The sequence below is a fragment of the Komagataeibacter sp. NFXK3 genome (assembly GCF_054182245.1).
Map to the genome: position 1 here is coordinate 65,935 of NZ_JAPIVJ010000006.1, position 21,724 is coordinate 87,658.

The 21,724-nt window shown below is 64.6% G+C and carries 20 protein-coding genes; 7 read left to right on the forward strand and 13 right to left on the reverse strand.

Annotated features, from left to right (window positions below; all coding sequences use genetic code 11):
- Positions 1 to 6 precede the first annotated feature (6 nt).
- Positions 7 to 627, forward strand: coding sequence for a phosphoribosylglycinamide formyltransferase (purN, locus tag OQZ28_RS08355; RefSeq protein ID WP_458135863.1), 621 nt, complete (start codon positions 7 to 9; stop codon positions 625 to 627).
- A gap of 267 nt (positions 628 to 894) precedes the next feature.
- On the opposite strand, the gene ndk is transcribed toward purN, so the two are convergent.
- Complete coding sequence (ndk, locus tag OQZ28_RS08360; RefSeq protein ID WP_010514331.1) at positions 895 to 1,317, reverse strand: nucleoside-diphosphate kinase; 423 nt, start codon at positions 1,315 to 1,317, stop codon at positions 895 to 897.
- A 160-nt stretch (positions 1,318 to 1,477) separates the two neighbouring features.
- On the opposite strand from ndk, the gene OQZ28_RS08365 reads away from it, so the two are divergent.
- Positions 1,478 to 3,364, forward strand: coding sequence for an ABC-F family ATP-binding cassette domain-containing protein (locus tag OQZ28_RS08365; RefSeq protein ID WP_458135801.1), 1,887 nt, complete (start codon positions 1,478 to 1,480; stop codon positions 3,362 to 3,364).
- 200 nt (positions 3,365 to 3,564) lie between these two features.
- Here the strand turns inward: OQZ28_RS08365 and OQZ28_RS08370 are convergent, their stop codons facing one another.
- Entirely contained in the window at positions 3,565 to 4,761 is a 1,197-nt protein-coding gene (locus tag OQZ28_RS08370; RefSeq protein WP_458135802.1) for an MFS transporter, read from the reverse strand.
- Between the two features lie 212 nt (positions 4,762 to 4,973).
- Between OQZ28_RS08370 and OQZ28_RS08375 the strand changes: the two genes are divergently transcribed.
- Entirely contained in the window at positions 4,974 to 6,098 is a 1,125-nt protein-coding gene (locus OQZ28_RS08375; protein ID WP_130730015.1) for an AI-2E family transporter, read from the forward strand.
- 126 nt (positions 6,099 to 6,224) lie between these two features.
- Here OQZ28_RS08375 and OQZ28_RS08380 read toward each other — a convergent pair whose 3' ends face one another.
- From OQZ28_RS08380 to OQZ28_RS08395, 4 genes are read right to left on the reverse strand one after another with little or no spacing between them, the layout of a single operon-like run.
- On the reverse strand, positions 6,225 to 6,809 hold the full coding sequence (locus OQZ28_RS08380) for an HAD family hydrolase (RefSeq protein WP_458135803.1): 585 nt from the start codon (positions 6,807 to 6,809) through the stop codon (positions 6,225 to 6,227).
- Positions 6,806 to 7,291 (reverse strand): hypothetical protein, encoded by a 486-nt coding sequence (locus OQZ28_RS08385; RefSeq protein ID WP_130730017.1) that lies wholly within the window; start codon positions 7,289 to 7,291, stop codon positions 6,806 to 6,808. Before OQZ28_RS08385 ends, OQZ28_RS08380 begins: the two co-directional genes overlap by 4 nt.
- A gap of 15 nt (positions 7,292 to 7,306) precedes the next feature.
- Positions 7,307 to 8,443 carry a DegT/DnrJ/EryC1/StrS family aminotransferase gene (locus OQZ28_RS08390; RefSeq protein ID WP_458135804.1) on the reverse strand — a complete coding sequence of 379 codons (1,137 nt, stop codon included), beginning with the start codon at positions 8,441 to 8,443 and terminating at the stop codon, positions 7,307 to 7,309.
- Positions 8,440 to 10,407 carry a polysaccharide biosynthesis protein gene (locus tag OQZ28_RS08395; RefSeq protein ID WP_458135805.1) on the reverse strand — a complete coding sequence of 656 codons (1,968 nt, stop codon included), beginning with the start codon at positions 10,405 to 10,407 and terminating at the stop codon, positions 8,440 to 8,442. The genes OQZ28_RS08390 and OQZ28_RS08395 overlap by 4 nt, the downstream gene beginning before the upstream one ends.
- A 67-nt stretch (positions 10,408 to 10,474) precedes the next feature.
- On the opposite strand from OQZ28_RS08395, the gene OQZ28_RS08400 reads away from it, so the two are divergent.
- Complete coding sequence (locus OQZ28_RS08400; RefSeq protein WP_458135806.1) at positions 10,475 to 11,515, forward strand: glycosyltransferase family 4 protein; 1,041 nt, start codon at positions 10,475 to 10,477, stop codon at positions 11,513 to 11,515.
- A 63-nt stretch (positions 11,516 to 11,578) separates the two neighbouring features.
- Here the strand turns inward: OQZ28_RS08400 and OQZ28_RS08405 are convergent, their stop codons facing one another.
- From OQZ28_RS08405 to OQZ28_RS08415, 3 genes are all read right to left on the reverse strand, one after another.
- Positions 11,579 to 12,037, reverse strand: coding sequence for a hypothetical protein (locus tag OQZ28_RS08405; protein ID WP_207303382.1), 459 nt, complete (start codon positions 12,035 to 12,037; stop codon positions 11,579 to 11,581).
- Positions 12,038 to 12,087: 50 nt separating this feature from the next.
- Positions 12,088 to 12,519, reverse strand: coding sequence for a MarR family transcriptional regulator (locus OQZ28_RS08410; protein ID WP_458135807.1), 432 nt, complete (start codon positions 12,517 to 12,519; stop codon positions 12,088 to 12,090).
- A 148-nt stretch (positions 12,520 to 12,667) separates the two neighbouring features.
- Complete coding sequence (locus tag OQZ28_RS08415) at positions 12,668 to 14,116, reverse strand: leucyl aminopeptidase family protein (protein ID WP_458135808.1); 1,449 nt, start codon at positions 14,114 to 14,116, stop codon at positions 12,668 to 12,670.
- A 147-nt stretch (positions 14,117 to 14,263) separates the two neighbouring features.
- Here OQZ28_RS08415 and OQZ28_RS08420 point away from each other — a divergent pair, with 147 nt between their 5' ends.
- The 3 genes from OQZ28_RS08420 to fdxA all read left to right on the forward strand — a co-directional run bounded on the left by OQZ28_RS08420 (position 14,264) and on the right by fdxA (position 17,696).
- Positions 14,264 to 16,873, forward strand: coding sequence for a helicase-related protein (locus OQZ28_RS08420; RefSeq protein WP_458135809.1), 2,610 nt, complete (start codon positions 14,264 to 14,266; stop codon positions 16,871 to 16,873).
- Between the two features lie 4 nt (positions 16,874 to 16,877).
- A complete protein-coding gene (locus tag OQZ28_RS08425) occupies positions 16,878 to 17,174 on the forward strand; it encodes an RNA-binding S4 domain-containing protein (RefSeq protein ID WP_458135810.1) in 297 nt (98 codons plus the stop codon).
- Positions 17,175 to 17,363: 189 nt separating this feature from the next.
- Positions 17,364 to 17,696: a ferredoxin FdxA gene (fdxA, locus tag OQZ28_RS08430; RefSeq protein WP_078526760.1), complete on the forward strand. Its 333-nt coding sequence runs from the start codon at positions 17,364 to 17,366 to the stop codon at positions 17,694 to 17,696.
- 122 nt (positions 17,697 to 17,818) lie between these two features.
- Here the strand turns inward: fdxA and cyoD are convergent, their stop codons facing one another.
- The 4 genes from cyoD to cyoA are packed head-to-tail and all read right to left on the reverse strand — an operon-like array spanning position 17,819 to position 21,679.
- Positions 17,819 to 18,148 (reverse strand): cytochrome o ubiquinol oxidase subunit IV, encoded by a 330-nt coding sequence (gene cyoD, locus OQZ28_RS08435; protein WP_130730024.1) that lies wholly within the window; start codon positions 18,146 to 18,148, stop codon positions 17,819 to 17,821.
- Positions 18,148 to 18,753 (reverse strand): cytochrome o ubiquinol oxidase subunit III, encoded by a 606-nt coding sequence (gene cyoC, locus OQZ28_RS08440; protein WP_061272539.1) that lies wholly within the window; start codon positions 18,751 to 18,753, stop codon positions 18,148 to 18,150. Before cyoC ends, cyoD begins: the two co-directional genes overlap by 1 nt.
- Positions 18,753 to 20,747 (reverse strand): cytochrome o ubiquinol oxidase subunit I, encoded by a 1,995-nt coding sequence (gene cyoB, locus OQZ28_RS08445; protein WP_110566544.1) that lies wholly within the window; start codon positions 20,745 to 20,747, stop codon positions 18,753 to 18,755. The genes cyoC and cyoB overlap by 1 nt, the downstream gene beginning before the upstream one ends.
- A 5-nt stretch (positions 20,748 to 20,752) precedes the next feature.
- A complete protein-coding gene (gene cyoA / locus OQZ28_RS08450) occupies positions 20,753 to 21,679 on the reverse strand; it encodes a ubiquinol oxidase subunit II (protein WP_165165683.1) in 927 nt (308 codons plus the stop codon).
- Between the last annotated feature and the right edge of the window lie 45 nt (positions 21,680 to 21,724).

The following is a 21,724-nucleotide window of genomic DNA, read 5'->3' on the forward strand; positions in this document are numbered from 1 at the left end:
GCCCCGATGCACAAGACTCCCATCGCCATCCTCATCAGCGGGCGCGGCAGCAACATGCGCGCGCTGATCGAAGCCTGCGCACGGCCTGACTACCCCGCCCGCATTGCCCTGGTGCTGAGCAACAACCCCGACGCGCCGGGGCTGGACGTGGCGCGTTCCGCAGGACTTGCGGCGCAGGCCATCGACCACCGCGCCTACCCCCGCGACCGCGAAGGCCATGAGAGGGCACTCGATGCAACGCTGCGCGCGGCGGGCGTGCAATATATCTGCCTTGCGGGCTATATGCGCCTGCTCACGCCCTTCCTGACTACGGCATGGAAGGGGCGGATGCTCAACATCCACCCCAGCCTGCTACCTGCCTTTCCCGGCCTGCACACGCATGAGCGCGCGCTCGAAAACGGAACCCGCATCCATGGCTGCACCGTGCACTGGGTGACCGAGGGCATGGATGAAGGCCCGGTGATCGGCCAGGCCGCCATACCCGTGCTGGATGGCGACACGCCGGACACACTGGCCGCCCGCGTGCTGGTGCAGGAACACAGGCTCTACCCCGCCGCCCTACGCCGCGTGCTGGCCCCGGCCACGACACCCGTGCCTGACGCGGCTGACAGTCTGCTGGCGGTTTAAACAGGCTTCCGGGCGCTGCCTTTTTCATCAAGGCAGCGCCCTGTCGAAGCTTTTTGGAAAAAGCTTCACCAAAAATTTCTTCTCTTCTGCCTTTATCAGGGTCGGGCATCTGCGCGGCCTGCGCTGCGCTTTCCGCTTTTCAATACTATTAGGTGCGATAAAATATTCAGGCACCCGTCAGCCCGCAGGCATAAAAAAAGCCGACCCGAAGGTCGGCTTTTCCGCAACCGGGGCATCACACCCCGGCCCCTGTCTGATCCGGAAGGATCAGGGCAGGATCTCGGTGCCGGCGAAGAAGAAGGAGATCTCGTTCTTCGCGTTCTCGAGGCTGTCCGAGCCATGCACGGAGTTGGCTTCGATGCTCTCGGCAAACTGGGCGCGGATGGTGTGGGCTTCGGCCTTCTTGGGGTCGGTCGCACCCATCACTTCGCGGTTCTTCAGCACGGCGTTCTCGCCTTCAAGCACCTGCACCACGACCGGGCCGGAGATCATGAAGGACACGAGGTCGTTGTAGAACGGGCGCTCCTTGTGCACTTCATAGAACGCGCCAGCGGTCGCCTTGGTCAGCTGGATGCGCTTCTGGGCAACGATGCGCAGGCCATTGCCTTCGAACACGGCGTTGATCTTGCCGGTCAGGTTACGGCGGGTCGCATCGGGCTTGATGATGGAGAGGGTACGTTCGACTGCCATGGGACAGCTCCTTTCAACAGGTTGCAAAATATACGAGGCGGCATTGGACATAAGCCGACATCACCTTACAACCGCCATCTAGAGCATATCGCCGCAGACTGGTAGGTACAAACCCGCACGAAACCAGCCATGCCCCCTTTATTGCCGGAGTTTTCCGCCCGTGAGCCTGCTCGTCATATCTGACCTGACCCTGCGCATTGCAGGGCGCACCCTGCTCGATGGCGCGAGCCTGAGCATCGACCCCGGCCGCAAGATCGGCCTCGTGGGCCGCAACGGGGCGGGCAAGTCCACGCTGCTTGCTGCCATTGCAGGCGATATCGCGCCCGATGGCGGCACCATCAACCTTTCCGCCCGCGCGCGCATGGCCCGCATCAAGCAGGAAGCCCCCACCGGCTATGGCTCCCTGCTCGACACTGTGCTGGCGGGCGATACCGAGCGCACGGGCCTGCTGGCCGAATCCGAAACCTGCACCGACCCCGCCCGCATTGCCGATATCCACGAGCGGCTGCTGGCCATCGATGCCCACAGCGCGCCCGCCCGCGCCGCCGCAATCCTGTCCGGCCTCGGCTTTGACGCCAGCGCCCAGGCGCGCCCGGTATCCGACTTTTCGGGCGGGTGGCGCATGCGCGTGGCACTCGCCACGGCGCTGTTCCTCAACCCCGACCTGCTTCTGCTCGATGAGCCGACCAACCACCTCGACCTCGAGGCCACGATCTGGCTCGAGAACTGGCTGGCCCGCTTTGGTGGCGCTGCGCTGATTGTCAGCCACGACCGGGGCCTGCTTGACCGCGCAGTGGATGCCATCGCCCATCTTGATCGCGGCAAGCTCACGCTCACGCCCGGCGGGTATGAGGAGTTCGTGCGCATCCGCACCGAGCAGGCGCTGCAACAGGCCCGCATGGCCGAGCGCATCAATGCCAAGCGCGCGCACATGCAGTCCTTTGTCGACCGTTTCCGCGCCAAGGCCACCAAGGCCAAGCAGGCGCAGGCCCGCATCAAGGCGCTGGAAAAACTGCCCCAGATCGACAGCGTGGTGGAGGATACGCCCAGCCACTTCTCCTTCCCCGAGCCATCCCCCCTGCCCCCGCCCATGCTGACCATGGAGCGCGTAAGTGCGGGGTATGGCGATCACACCATCCTGTCCAACCTGTCGCTGCGCATCGACATGGAAGACCGCATCGCCCTGCTTGGCGCGAACGGCAACGGCAAATCCACCTTCGCCAAGCTGGTGGCGGGCAGGCTGGCACCCCAGTCGGGCACGATCCAGCACAGCCCCAAACTCAAGGTGGGCTATTTTGCCCAGCATCAGGCCGAGGAACTGCGGCCCGATGAAACGCCGGTCGAGCACATGGCCCGTGCCCTGCCCGAGGCCACGCCACCTGCCGTGCGCGCGCAGCTTGCCCGCTTCGGGCTGGATGCGGAGCGGGCCGAGACACCCACGCGCGACCTGTCAGGCGGCGAGAAGGCCCGCCTGCTGCTGGCCCTGGCCACCCGCGATGCCCCGCACCTGCTGATTCTGGATGAACCGACCAACCACCTTGACCTTGATGCCCGCGATGCGCTGATCCGGGCGCTAGCGGAATTCGAGGGCGCGGTGCTGCTGATCAGCCATGACCCGCATCTGGTTGAACTCGTGGCCGACCGGCTGTGGCTGGTGGGCGATGGCACGGTGCGCCCGTTTGAGGGCGACATGGCGGAATACCGCGTGTGGCTGACCGAACGCGCCCGCGCGGTAGCCGCCAGCAACCCCGACCGCCCCGCCGCCGCCCCCAAGCGCGATGACCGCCGCGAACGCGCCGAGGCCCGCAAGGCCACAGCCCCCCTGCGCAAGCGCATCCGCGATGCCGAGCAGCTTATGGCGAAACTGGTGGCCGAACGCGCAAAGCTCGAAGCCCGCCTGGCCGACCCGAAACTGTATGAAACCGGCAAGCCCGAGGAAGTCACGGCACTCAACACCCGCCTTGCCGCCATTGCACGCGAACATAACCGGGCGGAGGAAGACTGGCTGGAAGCCGAAACCGAGCTTGAAGCCGCGAATGCGGACTAGAGCAGATCCAGTTTGAATGGACACATTCGAACTGCTGAAGATGCTCGATAAACAATGAGTTAGAGCAATTCCACTGAGCCAGAGTTCAGTGGAATTGCTCTAGAAACGACTGAAGTAATAAAAGTTTTTGGGTATCCTCTTTTTTTTAAAAGGGGGCGTTAAACGAAGCTTTTTGAAAAAAACTTCACCAGAAACTTTTATCATTTGCCGCCAGCTTTCCCGGAACCGGCCAGCCCGATCAGGAAGATCCCCAGCCCCGCCGCCGAGAGGCAGGCCCCGGCCCACCCCACGGACTGCGCGCCATAACCCGCCGCAATCACCGCCCCACCCAGCCATGCCCCGAAGGCGTTGGCGATGTTGACGGCGCAGTGGTTGAGGGCTGCCGCCAGACCCTGCGCCTCGGCTGCCACGTCCATCAGCCGGGTCTGGAGTGCGGGCAGCAGGGCGATGATGCAGCCGGTCAGCCCAATGACCGGCAGGATCAGCCAGACATTCCCCGCGCACAGCGCAAACAGGCATGACATGAGCGTGCTCGCCACCAGGGTTACGATGATGGCCAGCACCGGGCTCACATCAACCAGCCGCGCGCCCGCCATGTTGCCCGCCACCATGCCCAGCCCCCACAGCATCTGGGCTACCGGCAACACATCGGCGGATACCCCGGTAACCCCCAGCAGCACGGTGGAAAGATAGGTGCCGACACAGAACATGCCCCCAAACCCGACCGCCCCCGTAGCCAGCGTCAGCCAGACCTGCGGGCGCCCGAGCGCGCCAAGCTCGCGCCGCACGGAAGGCGCATGGGCGGGGTCAACCGGCACCTGCGGCAGGCTGCGCGCCATCAGCCCGAAGGCGATGAGGCCCATGAGCGTGACCAGCCCGTAAACCGCGCGCCAGCCCAGTGCTTCACCCACCCACGTTACCAGCGGCACGCCCACCACATGCGCGATGGTAAGGCCCGAAAACACACCCGCCACGGCCCGCCCCCGGCGTGCGGGTGGCACCATGGCCGCCGCCACCAGCGCCGCCACGGCATAAAAGGCGCCATGCGGCACTCCGGTCAGAAAACGCAAGGTGACCAGCGTGCCATAACCGGGGGCCAGGGCGCACCCGGCATTGCCCGCCACGAACACCGCCTGCAACACCAGCAGCAGCCTGCGCCGGGGCATGCGGGCGGCCAACAGGGTTACAAGCGGCGCGCCCACCACCACGCCCAGCGCATAGGCGCTGATGACATGCCCCGCCACCGGCACGCCCACGCCAAGCGAGCGCGCCACGCCTGGCAGCAGCGCCATGAGCGCGAACTCACCCGTGCCGATGGCAAAGGTGGCGACCGCCAGCGCGCCCCAGACCGCCCATACCCGACCCGCCGGAAAGGGGGCCATGTCTGCTTCACTCACATATCCGCCCTTTCCCGATGGCGAAGATTGGCTTACCGCTTGCACATCAATGCAGCATTAACCCATCAGGGCCATATCACTTTACCAGACCATCCGTGGCCTAATTTCACCCTCCGGCAATCCGGCCGCCCCACCCTGCGTTATCCGGGTTCACGCCACGGGCACGCCATTCCCGTTTTCACACATTCCATGCCCAGCATACGGACCCATAGATGACAGCCTCCCCCCCCACGGCTCCCTCTTCCAACGAACCCGATTCCAGGCCTGCCCATCACAAGGATGACATAACCGATCCCCGCGCCATCCAGCTCGCACGCATCTATGCCCTGCTGCGGCTGACGCTGATCGTGACCATCGTGGTCATGCTGATCTGGGTCGTGGGCGATGTGCTGATGGTCATCTTTGCCGCGACCCTGGTGGCCGTGATCCTGCATAACCTTGCCGCGCTTGTTGAACGGCGCACGCGCATGCCTTACTGGCTGGCGCTCTCCACCGTGGTAGTGGTGCTGATCGGGGCCCTGACCGGCCTGATCTGGAGCAGCGGCCCCGAAATATCGGAGCAGGCGGTCAAGCTGCGCACCGCCCTGAGCGAGCAGGCCCACAACCTGCGTGACAGCATGGGCCATTCCTCCACCGGGCGGATGATCCTTGATAACCTGCCCACCACCCTTGGCGGCAATGAACAGACTTCAGGCAATGCCGGGTTCGGCTCCATCGCGGGGTCGATGACGGGCTTTGTCTCCTCGGCCTTTGGCGCGGCGGGCACGCTGGCCGTGATCCTGATCGCGGGGCTGTATTTCGCCATCTCGCCCGAAATCTATGTCAACGGCATGCTGCGGCTGATCCCCCACCCCTACCGCAAGACATCGCGCAAGCTGCTGCTGACCGCGGGCCGCACGCTGTGGGCGTGGACTGCAGGGCAGGCGCTGGACATGACCGTGGTGGGGCTGCTGTCCTTCATCGGGCTGTGGTGCATTGGCGTGCCGCTGGCCCTGGCCTTGGGCGTGGTGGCGGGCATGGCCAATTTCATCCCGTATATCGGGGCCTTCGTGGGTGCCATACCCGCGGTCCTCATCGGGCTGTCGCAGGGCACGCGCGAGGGGGTGATGGTGCTGGGGCTTTACGCCGCCATCCAGTTCTTTGAAGGCAATGTCATGGCGCCGCTCATCCAGCGCCACGCGGTCAAGATGCCGCCGGGGCTGACCATCCTGTCACAGACGATCTTTGGCACCATCCTCGGCATTCCGGGGCTGATCCTGGCATCCCCCCTCACCGCCGCCCTGCTCGCCACCATGGACAAGGCCACGCCAAAACTGGATGACGACGAGCGGGTATAGCCACCTACAGGCCAAAAGTTTCTGGTGAAGCTTTTGAAAAAGCTTCAAAGAACGCCGCCTTTTTGAAAAAAGGCGGCACCCATGAACTTTTGTCTTTATCAGCGAGGTATTATCGCCCTGCGGCCATCAGGCCTGCAGGGTATTCACGTCCACATGCGCCATGCCCGCGCGGGTGGCGGCCTGCATGCCCTCGCGGCTGTCCTCGAACACGAGGCAGGTGGCAGGCTCCACCGTGAGGTGCCGCGCCGCAAGCAAGAACATGTCCGGCGCGGGCTTGGGGTGGTTTACGTCATCAATGGTGATGATGACATCGAACAGCTTCTCAAGCCCGAGATGGCTCAGGCAGGCCGAGACAACCTGCCGCGACCCGTTCGAGGCCACCGCCATGGGCAGGCGGCCATGATAGGCGCGGGCGATATCGGTTACGACCGTGATCTCGCGCAGCACATGCAGCTTGCGGAGCATGCTGGCGCGTGCGTTCGAGATGATGTCCTCGCGGTTCACCACCCGGCCAAGGCGCTGCTCGACAATATCGAGCACCATATGCTCGGACATGCCGCCATGGCCATGAAACCACTCCGGCGGCACGCCCTGGCCGATCGCATCCTCAAGGGCTGCGAGCCAGCCTTCACGGTACAGCGGCAGGCTGTCGACCAGCGTGCCGTCGCAATCAAAGATCAGGCCCTGCGTGCCCGCGCGGACAAGGCTCATGGGAAAGCCGACCGGGCATAGTCATACTGGTTGACCAGATCGCGCAGCGCGTCGAAATCCTTGTCCTTGTAATGATGGAAGCGGATCACGGCACCAGGGCGTTCCTCCACGAACACGGTGTTGTTCCAGTCAGCGGCGCTGATGCCGGTCCACAGCGTGATGCGGTAGGGCACGGCGGGGCCGCTGGGCTGCTTGCCATCGGGCGCCACCTGCATTTCCATCACCGCATCACCGCTTGAAGGCGGGGTCTGCCCCAGCGGCCCCCAGCCCTTGGTGTGCGACTGCAGCCAGTCATTGAGCGTCTTGACCTGTGCCGCCGTGAGCGTGCGCTCGCGCCGCATGGGGCCGACCGCAATGGTGCCCGACTGCATGGTGGGGAAGCTCAGCGGCCGGAAATTGGGCATGGCCATGTACCACAACCCTGCTGCCGTGCCGATGGTGATGAACAGGAACCCGATCAGCAGGGCGGTTTCGCGTCTCATTGGCGTATGGTCTCCTTATGCACACACAGCCGCGATAACCCGGGCCACGTCATTGTCCGACAGTTCCGGATGTAGCGGAAGCGCCATGATCCGGCGCGAAAGATCTTCGGCCACCGGCAGCGATGCGCCATCATGGCAGGCCTCATAGGCCGGCTGGCGGTGCAGCGGCCGGGGGTAATAGATGGCCGAGGCCACGCCACGGGCCTTGAGCTTCTCCTGCATGGAGGCGCGATCGGCCTCGCCTGTGGTCAGCACGGAATAGATCGCCCAGGAGGACTCGCCATCCGCCACGCGGGCGGGCGGCACCAGATGGCCCGCAATGCCCTTGTCATACGCGCTGGCAATGGCGCGCCTGCGGGCAAGCTCCGCATCGAAACGGTCCATCTTGGCCAGGATGATGGCGGCCTGCAGCGTGTCCAGCCGCGCGTTCATGCCCGTGCGCAGCACCTCGTAGCGGGTCTTGCCCTCGCCATGGGTGCGCAGCGAGCGGTAGAGCTCGGCGCGTTCGGGGTCATCGGTCAGGATCGCACCAGCATCGCCATACGCGCCCAGCGGCTTGGAGGGGAAGAAGGACAGCGTGGTCGCCACCCCCTCGCGCCCCAGCCTGCGGCCCGACAGGCTCGCGCCATAGGCCTGCGCGCAGTCCGCCATGAGGAACAGGTCCTCCACCGCCGCGATGGCGCGCAGCTCGGGCCACGGCGCGGGCTGGCCAAACAGGTCCACCCCGATCAGCGCGCGCGGGCGCAGGCGACCGGCCCTGCGCACGTCGGCAATGCGCTGGCGCAGGTTTTCAGGGTCGATCTGGAAAGTATGGGGGTCCACATCCACAAAGACCGGGGTGGCGCCAAGCACCAGCGGCACCTCCGCCGTGGCGGTGTAGGTGAAGGCGGGCAGGAACACGGCATCGCCTTCCCCGATTCCTTCGGCCATCAGCACCACCTGGATGGCGTCCGTGCCCGATGACACGCCCACGCATTCCCCTGCCCCCACATAGCTGGCCAGCCGGGATTCAAGCTCGGCCACTTCGGGGCCCATGACGAAGCGGCAGTGCCGCATCACCGCATCGACACGCTCGCGCAGTGCATCGGCAATGGCGGCCTGCTGTCTGGGCAGGTCAAGAAAACCTATGGGCGCCTGCGCCGGAGCGTTCATGATGCATTCCTTTCCACATCGGCCTGCCCCGCCGGAACCTGTGTAACCATGCCGTGCGGGTTATGGACAAATTCGGGTACGAGCTGGCCTGCCAGTTCCAGCGCCCGCGCGCTGTCACCCTGACGACATGCCACTGTCAGTGCATCCATGATATTGACGACCTGCGCAAGGTCCACCGTACGCGGCGTTGCCATCCGCAAACCGGGACAGCCGGTGGGTTGCAGGATTTCCTGGCTGTGAAACAGGTCCTCGGCCAGCTTTTCGCCCGGTCGCAGCCCGGTAAAGCGGATCTGCACGTCATGCCCCGGCCGCAGCCCCGCCAGCACGATCATCTGCCGCGCCAGTTCCATGATGCGCACCGGCGTGCCCATGTCGAGCACGAACACCCCGCCCCGGCGCAGCAGGGCGGCGGCAAGTGCATCTTCCTGCGCGCCGGTGCCGCAGGCGCTGGCCTGCAGCACCAGCCCCACGGCCTCCGACACGGTCATGAAATAGCGCCGCATGCGCGGGTCGGTCACCGTAAGCGGGCCACCGCGCTCAAGCTGGTGCTGGAACAGCGGAATGACCGAGCCGGTCGAACCCATCACATTGCCAAAGCGCACGGTCACGCAGCGCATGGCATCAGGCCCGCCCACGCGCCGGGCGCGGGCATCAAGGGCCTGGCAGTACATCTCCGCAATGCGCTTTGAAACACCCATGACACTGGCGGGATTGACCGCCTTGTCGGTCGAGATGAGCACCATGGCCCGCACCCCGTGGCGGCTGGCCGCATCGGCTACGATGCGGGTGCCGGTCACGTTGGTCAGCAGCCCCTCGCACGGGTTGGCCTCCACCATGGGCACCTGCTTGAGCGCGGCTGCGTGAAACACCAGCTCGGGGCGATAGCGGGCAAAGACGCGCTCGATGCGCGCGGAATCGCGTATGTCGGCCAGCACCAGGTGGCGCCTGAGCGCGGGCGCTGTCGCTTCAAGGTCGATATCCACCTGCCATAGCGGGAACTCGCCCATATCGAGCAGGATCAGTTCCGCGGGGCCATGACGGGCGATCTGGCGCACCAGTTCCGCCCCGATCGAGCCCCCTGCCCCCGTTACCAGTACCCGCCGCCCGCGCAGCATGCTCGCCAGCCCCTGTTCATCAGGCGCCACGGGCTGGCGGGGCAGCAGGTCAGCCAGCCTGACGGGGTGCAGTGGCACGCGCGCGGTGCCTGTCAGGGCGGACAGGTCGGGCATGCAGCGCACCGGGGTGCCGCTTTCATGCGCCATGCGCAGAACGGTGGCAAGCCGCCTGCCACGGCAGTGCGGGTCGGCCACCACCACCATCCAGTCCTCATCCGCCCCCAATGCCGACAGAATGGCCTGCAGGTCGCCCACCTGCCCCAGCACCGGCAGGCCGCCCGGCCTGCGGCCGGGGCGGCGCTGGCGGCCTTCAAGCACCAGCCCCGCAACCCGGCGGCCCATATGCGGCACCAGCGCCAGGAAGCGGCTGGCATCTTCCCCATCGCCCAGTACGATCACGCGCTGCCGGCCGCCAGACCCGCGCAGGCCCTGCCGCCAGTACTGGTATGCGCCCCGCACGCCCGCCAGCAGCACGAATGCCGCCATGGCGTAAACCATGCCAAATGCCGGGGCGGGTGCCCCCAGCAGGGCCGCAGCCCCCAGCACCAGCCCGCCCGCCAGCGCGCAGGCCCCGCCCAGCCGCCAGAAATCGGACCGCCCGGCAAAGCGCCAGTGCTGCTGGAAGATGCGGAACGGCCACCCCGCCACGCCAAGCCCCGCCATGCCCAGCACCTGCACGCCCCCGGGCCACGCGCTGCCAGACATTGGGGCCGGATAACCGCACGCCCAGCCCGCGAGGCTTGCCGCCAGCCCCCCCAGGACCGTATCAAGCATGCAGTTCAGCGCGATGGTCCGTGTCATGCGCAGGCACTCGGCCAGGGAGTGAGCGCTGGAGGATAGCGTTGCCATTACCCCTCCCTATAGCCGAGCCAGCGGGGGAGCAGGAAGGAGAGATCATGCCCCGGACCCCGCTTTCATGACCTTCGTGCATGCCGATCATGGCGCGGGCCTGCTTTTCGTGCTGCTGCTTGGCGCGGGCGCGGTCATGGCCGCCCTCCTGTCGCGCCGGGTCATCGGGCTGCGCATACTGGACTACCCCACCGGGCGCAGCGCCCACGCCCGGCCCGTGCCCAAGGGCGGCGGGCTTGCCATTCTGGCCGTGTTCGTGACCGGCGTGCCGCTGGCGCAGATGCTCTGGCACCATGCCCCCACCCTTGCCGACAAGACCCTGCTGGCCGCCACCGCCTGGCTGGGCCTGTTTTCATGGCGCGATGACATGCACCCCATGCCCGCGCTGTGGAAGCTGGGCGCGCAGGTGCTGGCGGCCCTGCTGGTGGCCTGGGGCAGCCTGGGCGTGCTGCCGCATGATGATGCGACATGGGGCGCGTTGCTGGGGCGCGGGCTGTGGCTGGTCGTGCTGTGCAACGCCATCAACTTCATGGACGGGCTGGACGGGCTGGCCGCGGGCTGCACCCTGCTGGCCTGCATGGCCACCGCCCTGCTGTGCCTGCATGTTCATGCAGGGGTGGAGACATGGGGCACGGCGCTGGTCATGGCTGTTGGCATTGCCGGTTTCCTGCCCTTCAATTTTCCCCGGGCGCGGCTGTTCATGGGCGATGTGGGCAGCCAGTGCTGCGGGCTGGTGCTGGGCGCGCTGGGGCTGCACATGGCCGACCTGCCGCCGCTGGCGCATGGCTGGGCGCTCATGCCGCTCATGCTGTCCGGCCTGCTGGCCGATGTGGGGATAACGCTCCTGCGCCGCGCCGTGCTGCGCCGCCCGCTGCTGCAGGCGCACCGGGAGCATTTCTACCAGATGGCCCATCGCGGTGGCATGACGCCCCTCGCGGTTACGCTGCTGGCCTGGGGGGCCACGCTATGCGGCGCGGGGGCGGCATGCGCGCTGGCAGGCGGCCTGATCGGCCTGCCAGCCGCGGCGGGCGGGCTGCTGGCGCTGCAACTGGCATGGGGCGTGGCGGTGATCGGGCGCGTACGCCACGCGCCGGGCGTGCGGTGGTAGAAACGAAACAGGGGGAATGGTCCTGCGACCATCCCCCCTGCCGATCGTGACAGATAACGGACCTTACTTGTGGGTAAAGGTAATCTTCATGCCCTGCGCGGCTGCGGCAAGGCGCCCGCCGGAACTGGAGGTATCGAGCCGGATGCGCACGCCTGCGGGATTGTTGAGCAGGACCGCGCCAATGCCGGTGCCTGCTGTCACATCACCGTTGACGGCGGCGTAACTGCCCTCGAAATCCTTGACCGAATGCAGGTTATAGACCGTGCCGCTGCCCTTGATGTTGGCATAGCCCACGGCCGCGAGCGACCCGCCCTCGATCTTGAAGCGGTAGGTATGGTGCCCATACACCAGCTTGCCCGTACCCCATGTATGCCCCACGCCGATATCGAGCGACTTGAACTTCATGGTGACGGTGCCCGAGGGCGTGCCGAGCGAGGATTCCTCGGCCATGGCCGCGCATGGCAGGCTGGCAAGGGGCGCCACGGCGATGGCGAGGGCAAGCAGACGTCGAGAGATATGCATGGAGTGGAAACCTTCCGTCCCGGAACGCACGAAGAGAACCTGCTGCTAACTCAGCTCGCGCGGCGAAGTTCCTCGGTGCGGCGCGCACGGGGCGCCTTGCGCACGGGGGCGGCAACCTTTTCTTGGGCTGCGGCGGATGTTTCGTTCACGATTGTGCGCAGGTCGCGCAGGAAGCCGTTGCCCTGCGGGGTGTGCGTGATCAGCACCGAGCGGCGGTCCATCGGGTCGGCCGTGCGGCGGGCGAGGCGCAGGTCCTCGAGCCGGTCGAGCGCGCGGGTGATCGCGGGCTTGGACACGTTCAGCTCGGCGGCGAGGCCACGCACGGTATGGGCGCTGTCGCTGAGGTAGCAGGTCAGGAACACGGCCAGCTGGCGCGCTGAAAGGTCAGGCCCGTCGCGGCGAACCATTGCAACAACGGTATCGCGCAGGGAGTGCGTCATCTGGTCCGCATGAGCCTGATTGGGCTGTGATGACTTGGCCATCGGTTAAAATCCTCTGTCATGATGTCGTGCCGGCCAACGGGCCTGTACGCCGTGGAATCGGACCGGCACGAGATGGTCTCTTTTGGTGGTGCCTATATAATTGGCATTTACGGCATATATAAGTCGCACCTGGCAAATTAGTTCGATTTCATAATTGTTTCTTTAATGTCGCGTTCGTTTCGTCAAGATTAAATATTTTTAATATCCCTGCGTAAGCTGCTCTTAAACCAAGACTTTCTCCGCCTTCCGGGCGGCCGGGGCGGTCGGAATCGTTCCATCCATAGGTATCGATATGAACCCAGCGCACATCAGTTTTGACAAAATTCTCTAAGAAAAGCGCCGCCGTAATCGCCCCTGCCATCGGTTTGGATGAAATATTGTTCAGGTCTGCCACCGGACTGCGCAGCCATTTGCGGTAGCCCGGCCATAGCGGCAGGCGCCACAACGGGTCGCCGCAGGCCCACCCTGCCCCCTCCAGCGCAAGGGCGGCCTCATCGCTGTTGCTGAACAGCGCGGGCATGTCGGGGCCAAGTGCCACGCGGGCGGCCCCGGTCAGGGTCGCGGCATCAACCAGCAGGGCGGGATCGTGCTCGCACGCGGCATGCAGCAGGTCGCACAGCACCAGCCTGCCCTCGGCATCGGTATTGCCAATCTCCACTGTCAGCCCCGCGCGCGTGCGCACCACGTCGGATGGGCGCATGGCGCGGCCTGACACGCTGTTCTCCACGCAGCCCAGCCGCAGTTCCAGCCGCACCGGCAGGTCGCGCAGCACCACCAGCCGCGCCAGCGCCAGCATGATGGCAGCGCCCCCCATGTCCTTTTTCATCCGCAGCATGGATGAGGGCGGCTTGAGGTCGTAGCCGCCGGTATCAAAACACACACCCTTGCCCACCAGCGATACAAGCGGCGCATCCTCGGGCGCGGTGCTGCCGCTCCAGCGCGCCACCACCACGCAGGGCGCACGCTCCGAGCCCATGCTCACGTGGAACACGGTGGGGAAATCCTGCTCCAGCCGCGCGCCGCGAATGACCGACACCTCGGCGCCAAGCGGCTCGAGCGCCACCTGTGCCGCGCGCGCCAGATCATCGGGGCCCATCAGGTTGGGGGGCGTGTTGATGAGCGAGCGCGCCAGGTTGATGCACTGCGCCACCGGCCCTGCCGCCAGCCCTGCCGCATCAACCACCAGCCGTGCCCGTGGTGGCTTGGGGCCGCTGTCGCGCCCGAAGGCGGGCATGCGATAGGCGCCAAGGCAGAAGCCAAGGGCCATGTCGGCTGCAGCAATATCCTGCGGCGCGCTGATGCGCCATAGGCCGCTTGGCAGCGAGTCGGGCAGCACGCCGAACACGAACGGGTCGGCCCCATCCGCCGCCTCCGGCACGCCCAGCACGGCGGTAGCGATGTTGCCATCCGCATCGGGCAGGCCCTGCACCTGCCCGTAACGGGCCACAAAACCGGCCTGGAGCGCAAAACGCGCCGCCTTCTCGCCCACCAGCGCCTCAAGCCCCCCCAGGGCCGAGGGGCGGATGGCGTGCACCACGCCTACGGGTTCATGGCCCACGTCGTTCCGGGCGACCAGGCAGTCGGGTTGTTGCGGCATGTTCATGGCATTCCTCGGCTGTGTCATCTTCTGTTGCCCGCAAGGGTGCGTCCGCCATCGCGCCAACGCAACACCCAGTGGCGCGGTCCTGGGCACACGCATGTGGTTTTGCTTGCATTTCCGTCCACTTGGCCGGAGCATACCGCCATGACGGGTGTACCCTCGGGGCTTCGTGGCCCCCATCGCGCAGCGGCCGGGCATCGCTCCGGCCCCCATTCCGACCAGGTGGTCCGGGCTGTGCTCGGCCCGACCAATACCGGAAAGACGCATCTCGCCATCGAGCGGCTGCTCTCGCATTCCAGCGGGGTGATCGGTTTCCCGCTCCGCCTGCTGGCCCGTGAGAACTACGACCGCATGGTGGCCCGCAAGGGCGCGCAGGCCGTGGCGCTGATAACGGGGGAGGAAAAGATCATCCCCCCGAAGGCACGCTGGTTTTCATGCACGGTGGAGGCCATGCCGCTCGACCGGCGGGTGGAATTCGTGGCGGTGGATGAAATCCAGCTCTGCGCCGACCCGGACCGGGGCCACATCTTTACCGACCGGCTGCTGCATGCGCGCGGCACGGCGGAGACGATGTTCCTCGGCGCCGACACCATCCGCAACCTGATCCGCCGCCTTGTACCGGGCATCGAGATCGAGCACCGGCCCCGCCTTTCGCAACTGACCCATGCGGGCGCGTGCAAGCTGACGCGCCTGCCGCCACGCTCGGCCATCGTCGCATTCTCGGCGGGCGAGGTTTACGCCATTGCCGAACTGCTGCGCCGCCGGCGCGGCGGCTGCGCCATCGTGATGGGCCAGCTCTCGCCGCGCACGCGCAATGCGCAGGTGGCGCTGTACCAGGAAAAGGAAGTCGATTACCTCGTCGCGACCGACGCCATCGGCATGGGGCTGAACATGGATGTGAACCATGTGGCCTTTGCCAGCCTGTCGAAATTCGACGGCTCGCGCATCCGCCCGCTCACGGCAGGCGAGATCGCGCAGGTGGCCGGGCGCGCCGGACGCGGCCTGCGCGATGGCACGTTCGGCACCACCGGCACCTGCCCGCCCCTGCATGAGGAACTGGCCGAGGCCGTGGAGCAGCACCGTTTCGACCCGCTCACCCGCCTGTCATGGCGCAACAGCGCGCTTGATTTCTCATCGCCCGCCAGCCTGCTTGGCAGCCTCAACCAGGCCTCGCCCCGGCCTGAACTGATTGCGGGGCATGAAGCGAGCGACGTGCTGGCCCTTTCAGCACTCTCGGCCAGCCCCGACATCCGCCCGCTGGTGCATTCCCGTGCCGCAACCCGGCTGTTGTGGGAAAGCTGCCAGATCCCCGATTTCCGCAAGCTGGGCGATGACAGCCACATCCGCCTGTGCGGGCGCATCTTCACCCACCTGATCAGCGATGGCCGCATCCCCGCCACATGGATGGAAAACCAGATCACCCATTTCTTCCAGACCGATGGCACCATCGACACGCTGATGCAGCGCCTGGCGGGGATTCGCGTGTGCAGCTACATCGCCGCCCGCCCCGGCTGGATCGGCAATGCCGAACACTGGCAGGCCCGCACGCGTGAGGCCGAGGACCGGCTGTCCGACGTGCTGCATGAGCAGTTGACTGCCCGCTTCGTCGACCGCCGCGCCACAACGCTGATCCGCCGGCTTGATGAAGGCGGGCATGACAACCTGCTCTCCGCCGTGACCGCGCAGGGCAATGTGGTGGTGGAAGGCCATGAGGTTGGCCGGATTGCGGGCCTTGACCTGATTGCGGGCGAGCATACCGATGCCGAGGATGGCCGCCTGCTCATGCGCGCCGCCCGCCGCGCCGTGCGCAGCGAGATTCCCCGCCGCGTGGCGCTGCTGGTGCAGGATGACGACCAGCAGTTCACCTTCTCGGCCGATGGCACGCATATCATGTGGCAGGGCATGAACCTCGCCCGCCTGCTGCCGGGTGCCGATGTGCTCTCCCCCCGCCCGCTGGTGCTCGACAACCCGCTGCTCGACAACGCCCAGCGCGAGCGAATCCGCAACCGGCTCCAGACCTGGCTCGGGCAGGTCGTGCGCGAGCACCTTGCCCCGCTCTTTGCCGTGCAGGCCGCCGTTGCCACCACGCCGGAACTGCGCGGCATCGTTCACCGCCTGCTGGAAGGCGCAGGCATCGCCCCGCTGCACAAGGGCGAGCGCCTGCCCCCCGAGATGCTGGGCCGCCTGCGCAGGCTGGGGGTGCGCGTGGGCCATTATACCCTGTTCATGCCCGCAATCCTGAAGGAGCGCGCGCTGCAATTGCGCGGCTGGCTTGTGGCCATCAGCCTGAACATGCCCTGCCCCGCCCTGCCCGCCATGAGCCGCATCACCCTGCCGCCCGATGCCCTGCCCCCGGCCTTCATGGACTGCATGGGCTGGCTCGCCGCTGGGCCTGTGCGCCTGCGGCTCGATATTGCGGAAAAATTCATTCGCGAACTCGCCCGCCTGACCCGTCGCGCGCCCGTGCCGCTGCCACCGCAACTGGCCTCGCGGCTGGGCGTGCGCCGTGAAATGCTGCCCGCCGTGCTGAAGGGGCTGAACATGCGCGTGTACCACCCCCGCCCCATGCCCGCCGACCGTTACGGGCCACCGGCCCCGATCATGATCCGCTTCCATGCGGAGGGCGAAAATGCCCGGCACGAAAAAACCCGCCCGGCACAGGACCGCCAGGCCAGCAGGCGCGCTGCCTCACGCCGCCCCATGCGCCCGGACAGCCCCTTCGCCGCCCTTGCAACCCTTCTGGACCGGCCCTGAACGCATGAAACAGGCACCCACCCCCCAGCCCCAGACCCAGCGCGTGGATGTGTGGCTGTTCCACGCCCGCTTCGGGCGTAGCCGCAGCGCCTGTGCCCAGATCGCCACCAGCGGGCATGTGCGCATCAACCGCCAGCGCGTGACCAAGGCGCATGCGCTCGTGCGCACGGGCGACGTGCTGACCCTGCCCGCCCCCGATCGCAGGGCCGTGATCGTCATTCGCGTGACAGGGCAGGCCGAACGGCGCCAGGCGGCGCCACTTGCACAACTTCTGTATGAAATTGTTCCAGAAACTGCCTGAATATTGTGGCGAGAGGGACAATACAGGCACCGATTATGCATTAGCCGCCGTCTTGGGCTTGCCACGACCGGAAAACACTCTCATATCTTCCGCCATTCCCGATGAGGTCATGCCCCCTGTGGCGCCTCGTCCCTTTTCATGGCTGGGCCTACTGCCACAGGCCACACAAATAACGATCGGAGATAGGCGATGACCTATGTGGTCACCGAAAACTGCATTCGCTGCAAATTCACAGATTGTGTCGAAGTCTGTCCGGTTGACTGCTTCTACGCGGGTGAGAACTTTCTCGTAATCAATCCGGATGAGTGCATCGACTGCGGCGTATGCGAACCGGAATGCCCGGCTGAGGCCATCTTCCCCGATAGCGACGACCGCGCCACCCCCTGGGCCGAGCTTAACGCGAAATACGCCGCCATCTGGCCCAACATCACCCGCAAGATCGACGCCCCGGCCGATGCCGAGGAATGGAAAGACAAGCCGGGCAAGAAGGACATGCTTTCCCCCGAGCCGCAGAAGGGCTGACCCCGCCTTTCCCGACAGGGCCCAATAAAAAAGACCGGCACGGTTTCCCGTGCCGGTCTTTTTTTATGCCGTCTGGCCCGGGGGTGGTTGCCCACCCCCAAAGCCCAGCATGAAGCCGCGTATCAGCGCGACATCATGTTGATGGCCGTGTCATGCATGATGAACATCGTGCCGGCTACAAGGACCAGAACCGACAGCACCGTGAATGTAAACGCCATGACGTTCCAGCGCTGCTCGGACGAACCGTTCATGTGCAGGAAGTAGATCAGGTGAACCACGATCTGGACCACCGCCAGCAGGGCAATCGCCCCGCCGGTGGCGGACGGTGACATCGCATGCGACATCACCAGACCGAAGGCTGCTACCGTCAGGATAACGGCAAGTACGAACCCGGTAAGGTAAGATCCTACGCTACCATGGCCCTCTCCCGAGGATGAAATATGATCAGCCATCAGAGCACACCCATCAGATAGACAAAGGTGAAGACACAGATCCAGACAATGTCCAGGAAGTGCCAGAACAGGCTGAGGCAGGTCAGCTTGCCGATCATGCGCTCGTTCAGCTCAGTCTTGCCAGCCGTCTGGAACAGCAGGACCGCCATCCACAGCAGGCCGCAGGTGACATGCAGACCATGCGTGCCAACCAGCGTGAAGAAGGCGGACAGGAACGCGCTGCGATCCGGGCCGTTGCCTTCGGCAATCATGTGCGAGAACTCGCGGATTTCCATGAACAGGAAGCCCAGCCCCAGCAGGAAGGTCACCCCGAGCCAGGTCCGCATGGTGCTGACCTTGTTCTCGTGGGCGGCGATCATGCCAAAACCGTAGGTGATGGAGCTGAACAGCAGGATAGCCGTTTCAATGCCAACACCCGAAAGTTCGAACACTTCGTGGCCGGTCGGACCGCCGGCAAACTGGTCACGCAACACCGCGAACACTGCGAACAGCGTACCGAAGATGATGCAGTCCGTCATCAGATACAGCCAGAACCCGAACACCACGGGAGATTCGTGGTGTTCATCATGGGCATGGGCTGCATCAGCAGTCATGTTTTGCGCCATTATTCCGCTGCCTGTGCTGCCATAAGGTTATGGGTGTGCTCCTGCTCGATACGAGCCACCTCGGACACCGGCACATAGTAATCGACGTCATTGTCAGCCGAACGTGCGATCACCGTAGCGATGACACCGATCAGACCAACAGCCGCCAGCCACCAGATGTACCAGATAGCACCGAAGCCAAGCACGAAGCTGAAGGCACCGATAAGGAAACCGCATGCCGTGTTCTTGGGCATGTGGATGGGCTGATAGTCACCACCAGCGCGACGCGTGTCGATACCCGCTTCCTTGTCGTGGGCAAAAGCGTCGAGCTCGTGCACTTCCGGCAGGATGGCGAAGTTATAGAACGGCGGCGGCGAAGAGGTGGACCATTCCAGCGTACGAGCGTTCCACGGATCGCCCGTCAGGTCACGGTTCTCGGCCAGGTTACGGTCGCGGATCGAGACATAGAGCTGGGTCAGCTGGCACACGATACCGCATGCGATCAGCACGGCACCGGCTTCAGCAATCAGCAGCCAGGGGTGCCATTCCGGGTTGTCGTAGTGGTTCATACGACGGGTCATGCCCTCGAAACCAACGACATACAGCGGCATGAACGCCACATAGAAGCCAATGAACCAGCACCAGAACGCCCGCTTGCCCCATGCTTCGTTCAGCTTGAAGCCGAAGGACTTGGGGAACCAGAAGTTCATGGCCGCCACGTAGCCGAAATACACACCACCGATAATCACGTTATGGAAGTGGGCGATAACGAACAGCGAGTTATGCAGCACGAAGTCGGAAGCCGGGATGGCGAGCATCACGCCGGTCATGCCACCGATGGAGAAGGTGATCATGAAGCCGATCACCCAGTACATGGTCGCATGGAACTCGATGCGGCCCTTATACATGGTGAACAGCCAGTTGAAGATTTTCACGCCAGTCGGAACGGCGATGATCATCGTCATGATGCCGAAGAACGCGTTCACGTTCGGGCCAGCACCCATGGTGAAGAAGTGGTGAACCCAAACCACCAGCGACAGGACCATGATGGAGGCGGTCGCGTAGACCATGGTCTTGTAGCCGAACAGCGGCTTGCGGGAGAAGGTCTGCGTGATTTCGGAGAAGGCACCGAAGGCAGGCAGGACCAGGATGTACACTTCCGGATGGCCCCAGCCCCAGATCACGCTCAGATAGAGCATCTGGTTGCCGCCGCCGTCGTTGGTGAAGAAGTGCATGCCCAGGTAACGGTCCAGACCCAGCAGGCCCATGGCCACGGTCAGGATCGGGAAGGCAACCATGATCAGCACGGTGGTGCAGAAGATGGTCCAGGTGAACACCGGCATACGCATGTAGGTCATGCCCGGCGCACGCATCTTCACGATGGTCGCGAAGAAGTTCACACCCGTCAGCAGCGTGCCCACACCGGACAGCTGAACCGCCCAGATATAGTAGTCAACACCGACGCCGGGGCTGAACTGCTGCTCGGACAGGGGCGGGTAAGCCAGCCAGCCGCACTGCGAGAACTCACCGATGAACAGCGAGACGTTGACCAGCAGGAAGCTGATGGTCGTCATCCAGAAGCTCAGCGTGTTCACGAACGGGAAGGCCACGTCACGCGCACCGATCTGCAGCGGCACCACGATGTTCATCAGACCCTGCATGAACGCCATGGCCATGAAGAAGATCATGATCGTGCCGTGAGCGGAGAAGATCTGGTCATAGTGGTGCGGCGGCAGGTAGCCGGGGTTGCCGGCATAGGCCAGCGCGAGCTGGGAGCGCATCATGATCGCGTCCGCAAAACCACGGAACAGCGCCACGAGGGCCACAACGATATACATGACACCAATGCGCTTGTGGTCGACCGAGGTCAGCCATTCACGCCAAAGGTAGCCCCATTTACCGTAATAGGTGATGAGACCGACAACGGCGAGACCCGCGATAGCGGCACCGATGAACGTCCCAACAAGGATCGGCACATCATAAGGGATGGCCGACAAAGTTAATTTGCCAAACATCTGTCCTATTCCTTCATGTTCATGTCGGACATCGCGGACTGCTGCACGTGCAGCATCTTGCCGGTGCTCTTGTCCATGACCATGCCGTCATTGTACTTGGCAACAATGGCATCGAAGAGACCCGCATCGACATGCGAGAAGTACTCAACCGGATTGGCCTCGCTCGGCGCGGCCAGCTTCGGATAGCTTGCGCTGTCCAGCTGCTCGGAAGAAGCCTTCACCTTCTCGACCCACGCGCTGTACTGGTCCGCCGGCATTGCCAGCGCACGGAAGCGCATGTCGGAGAAGCCCTTGCCGCTGAAGTTGGAGGACTCACCCTGGAAGTCACCCGCTTCGTTGGCGATCAGGTGCAACTGGGTCTGCATGCCAGCCATTGCATAGATCATCGTGCCTAGCTGCGGGATGAAGAACGAGTTCATCACGGAGTCAGAGGTGATCCGGAAATCGACCGGCGTATTCACCGGCATGGCCATCTGGTTGACGGTTGCGATCCCTTCATCCGGATAGATAAAGAGCCACTTCCAGTCCAGTGCCACAACATCGACATGAATTGGCTTGACGTTGGCTTCAGCCTCAAGCGGCTTGTACGGGTCAAGCGAATGACATGTCTGATAGGTCAGCACCGCCAGGAACAGAATGATCAGGCTGGGAATCGCCCAGATAATCACTTCGATCTTGTTGGAGTGCGACCATTTCGGCAGGTATTCCGCCGAAGTGTTGGACTGACGGTACTGCCATGCGAACAGCAGCGTCAGGATACATACCGGTATGACAACCAGCAGCATCGCGTAGGTCGAGGTCAGGATCAGGCTTTTTTCCTGAGCACCGACAACGCCCTTGGGATCAAGTGTATCCCAGGTACAGCCTGCTAACAGCGCTGCTGAAGATAGGCTCATCAGCTTTGTTAATCTCGGCAAGATTTTTTTCTTCATCTCACGCCTCGTTGGTTTCGACATCACCCTGTTTTGCTCACATCC

Coding starts and splice junctions, on each gene's coding strand:
- OQZ28_RS08410 (WP_458135807.1), bottom strand. CDS start 12,519: ATGGCCAAGTCATCACAGCCCAATCAGGCTCATGCGGACCAGATGACG.
- fdxA (WP_078526760.1), top strand. CDS start 17,364: ATGACCTATGTGGTCACCGAAAACTGCATTCGCTGCAAATTCACAGAT.
- OQZ28_RS08420 (WP_458135809.1), top strand. CDS start 14,264: ATGACGGGTGTACCCTCGGGGCTTCGTGGCCCCCATCGCGCAGCGGCC.
- cyoA (WP_165165683.1), bottom strand. CDS start 21,679: ATGAAGAAAAAAATCTTGCCGAGATTAACAAAGCTGATGAGCCTATCT.
- cyoC (WP_061272539.1), bottom strand. CDS start 18,753: ATGGCGCAAAACATGACTGCTGATGCAGCCCATGCCCATGATGAACAC.
- OQZ28_RS08375 (WP_130730015.1), top strand. CDS start 4,974: ATGACAGCCTCCCCCCCCACGGCTCCCTCTTCCAACGAACCCGATTCC.
- cyoB (WP_110566544.1), bottom strand. CDS start 20,747: ATGTTTGGCAAATTAACTTTGTCGGCCATCCCTTATGATGTGCCGATC.
- purN (WP_458135863.1), top strand. CDS start 7: ATGCACAAGACTCCCATCGCCATCCTCATCAGCGGGCGCGGCAGCAAC.
- OQZ28_RS08415 (WP_458135808.1), bottom strand. CDS start 14,116: ATGCCGCAACAACCCGACTGCCTGGTCGCCCGGAACGACGTGGGCCAT.
- ndk (WP_010514331.1), bottom strand. CDS start 1,317: ATGGCAGTCGAACGTACCCTCTCCATCATCAAGCCCGATGCGACCCGC.
- OQZ28_RS08425 (WP_458135810.1), top strand. CDS start 16,878: ATGAAACAGGCACCCACCCCCCAGCCCCAGACCCAGCGCGTGGATGTG.
- OQZ28_RS08390 (WP_458135804.1), bottom strand. CDS start 8,443: ATGAACGCTCCGGCGCAGGCGCCCATAGGTTTTCTTGACCTGCCCAGA.
- OQZ28_RS08400 (WP_458135806.1), top strand. CDS start 10,475: ATGACCTTCGTGCATGCCGATCATGGCGCGGGCCTGCTTTTCGTGCTG.
- OQZ28_RS08405 (WP_207303382.1), bottom strand. CDS start 12,037: ATGCATATCTCTCGACGTCTGCTTGCCCTCGCCATCGCCGTGGCGCCC.
- OQZ28_RS08380 (WP_458135803.1), bottom strand. CDS start 6,809: ATGAGCCTTGTCCGCGCGGGCACGCAGGGCCTGATCTTTGATTGCGAC.
- OQZ28_RS08395 (WP_458135805.1), bottom strand. CDS start 10,407: ATGGCAACGCTATCCTCCAGCGCTCACTCCCTGGCCGAGTGCCTGCGC.
- cyoD (WP_130730024.1), bottom strand. CDS start 18,148: ATGGCTGATCATATTTCATCCTCGGGAGAGGGCCATGGTAGCGTAGGA.
- OQZ28_RS08385 (WP_130730017.1), bottom strand. CDS start 7,291: ATGAGACGCGAAACCGCCCTGCTGATCGGGTTCCTGTTCATCACCATC.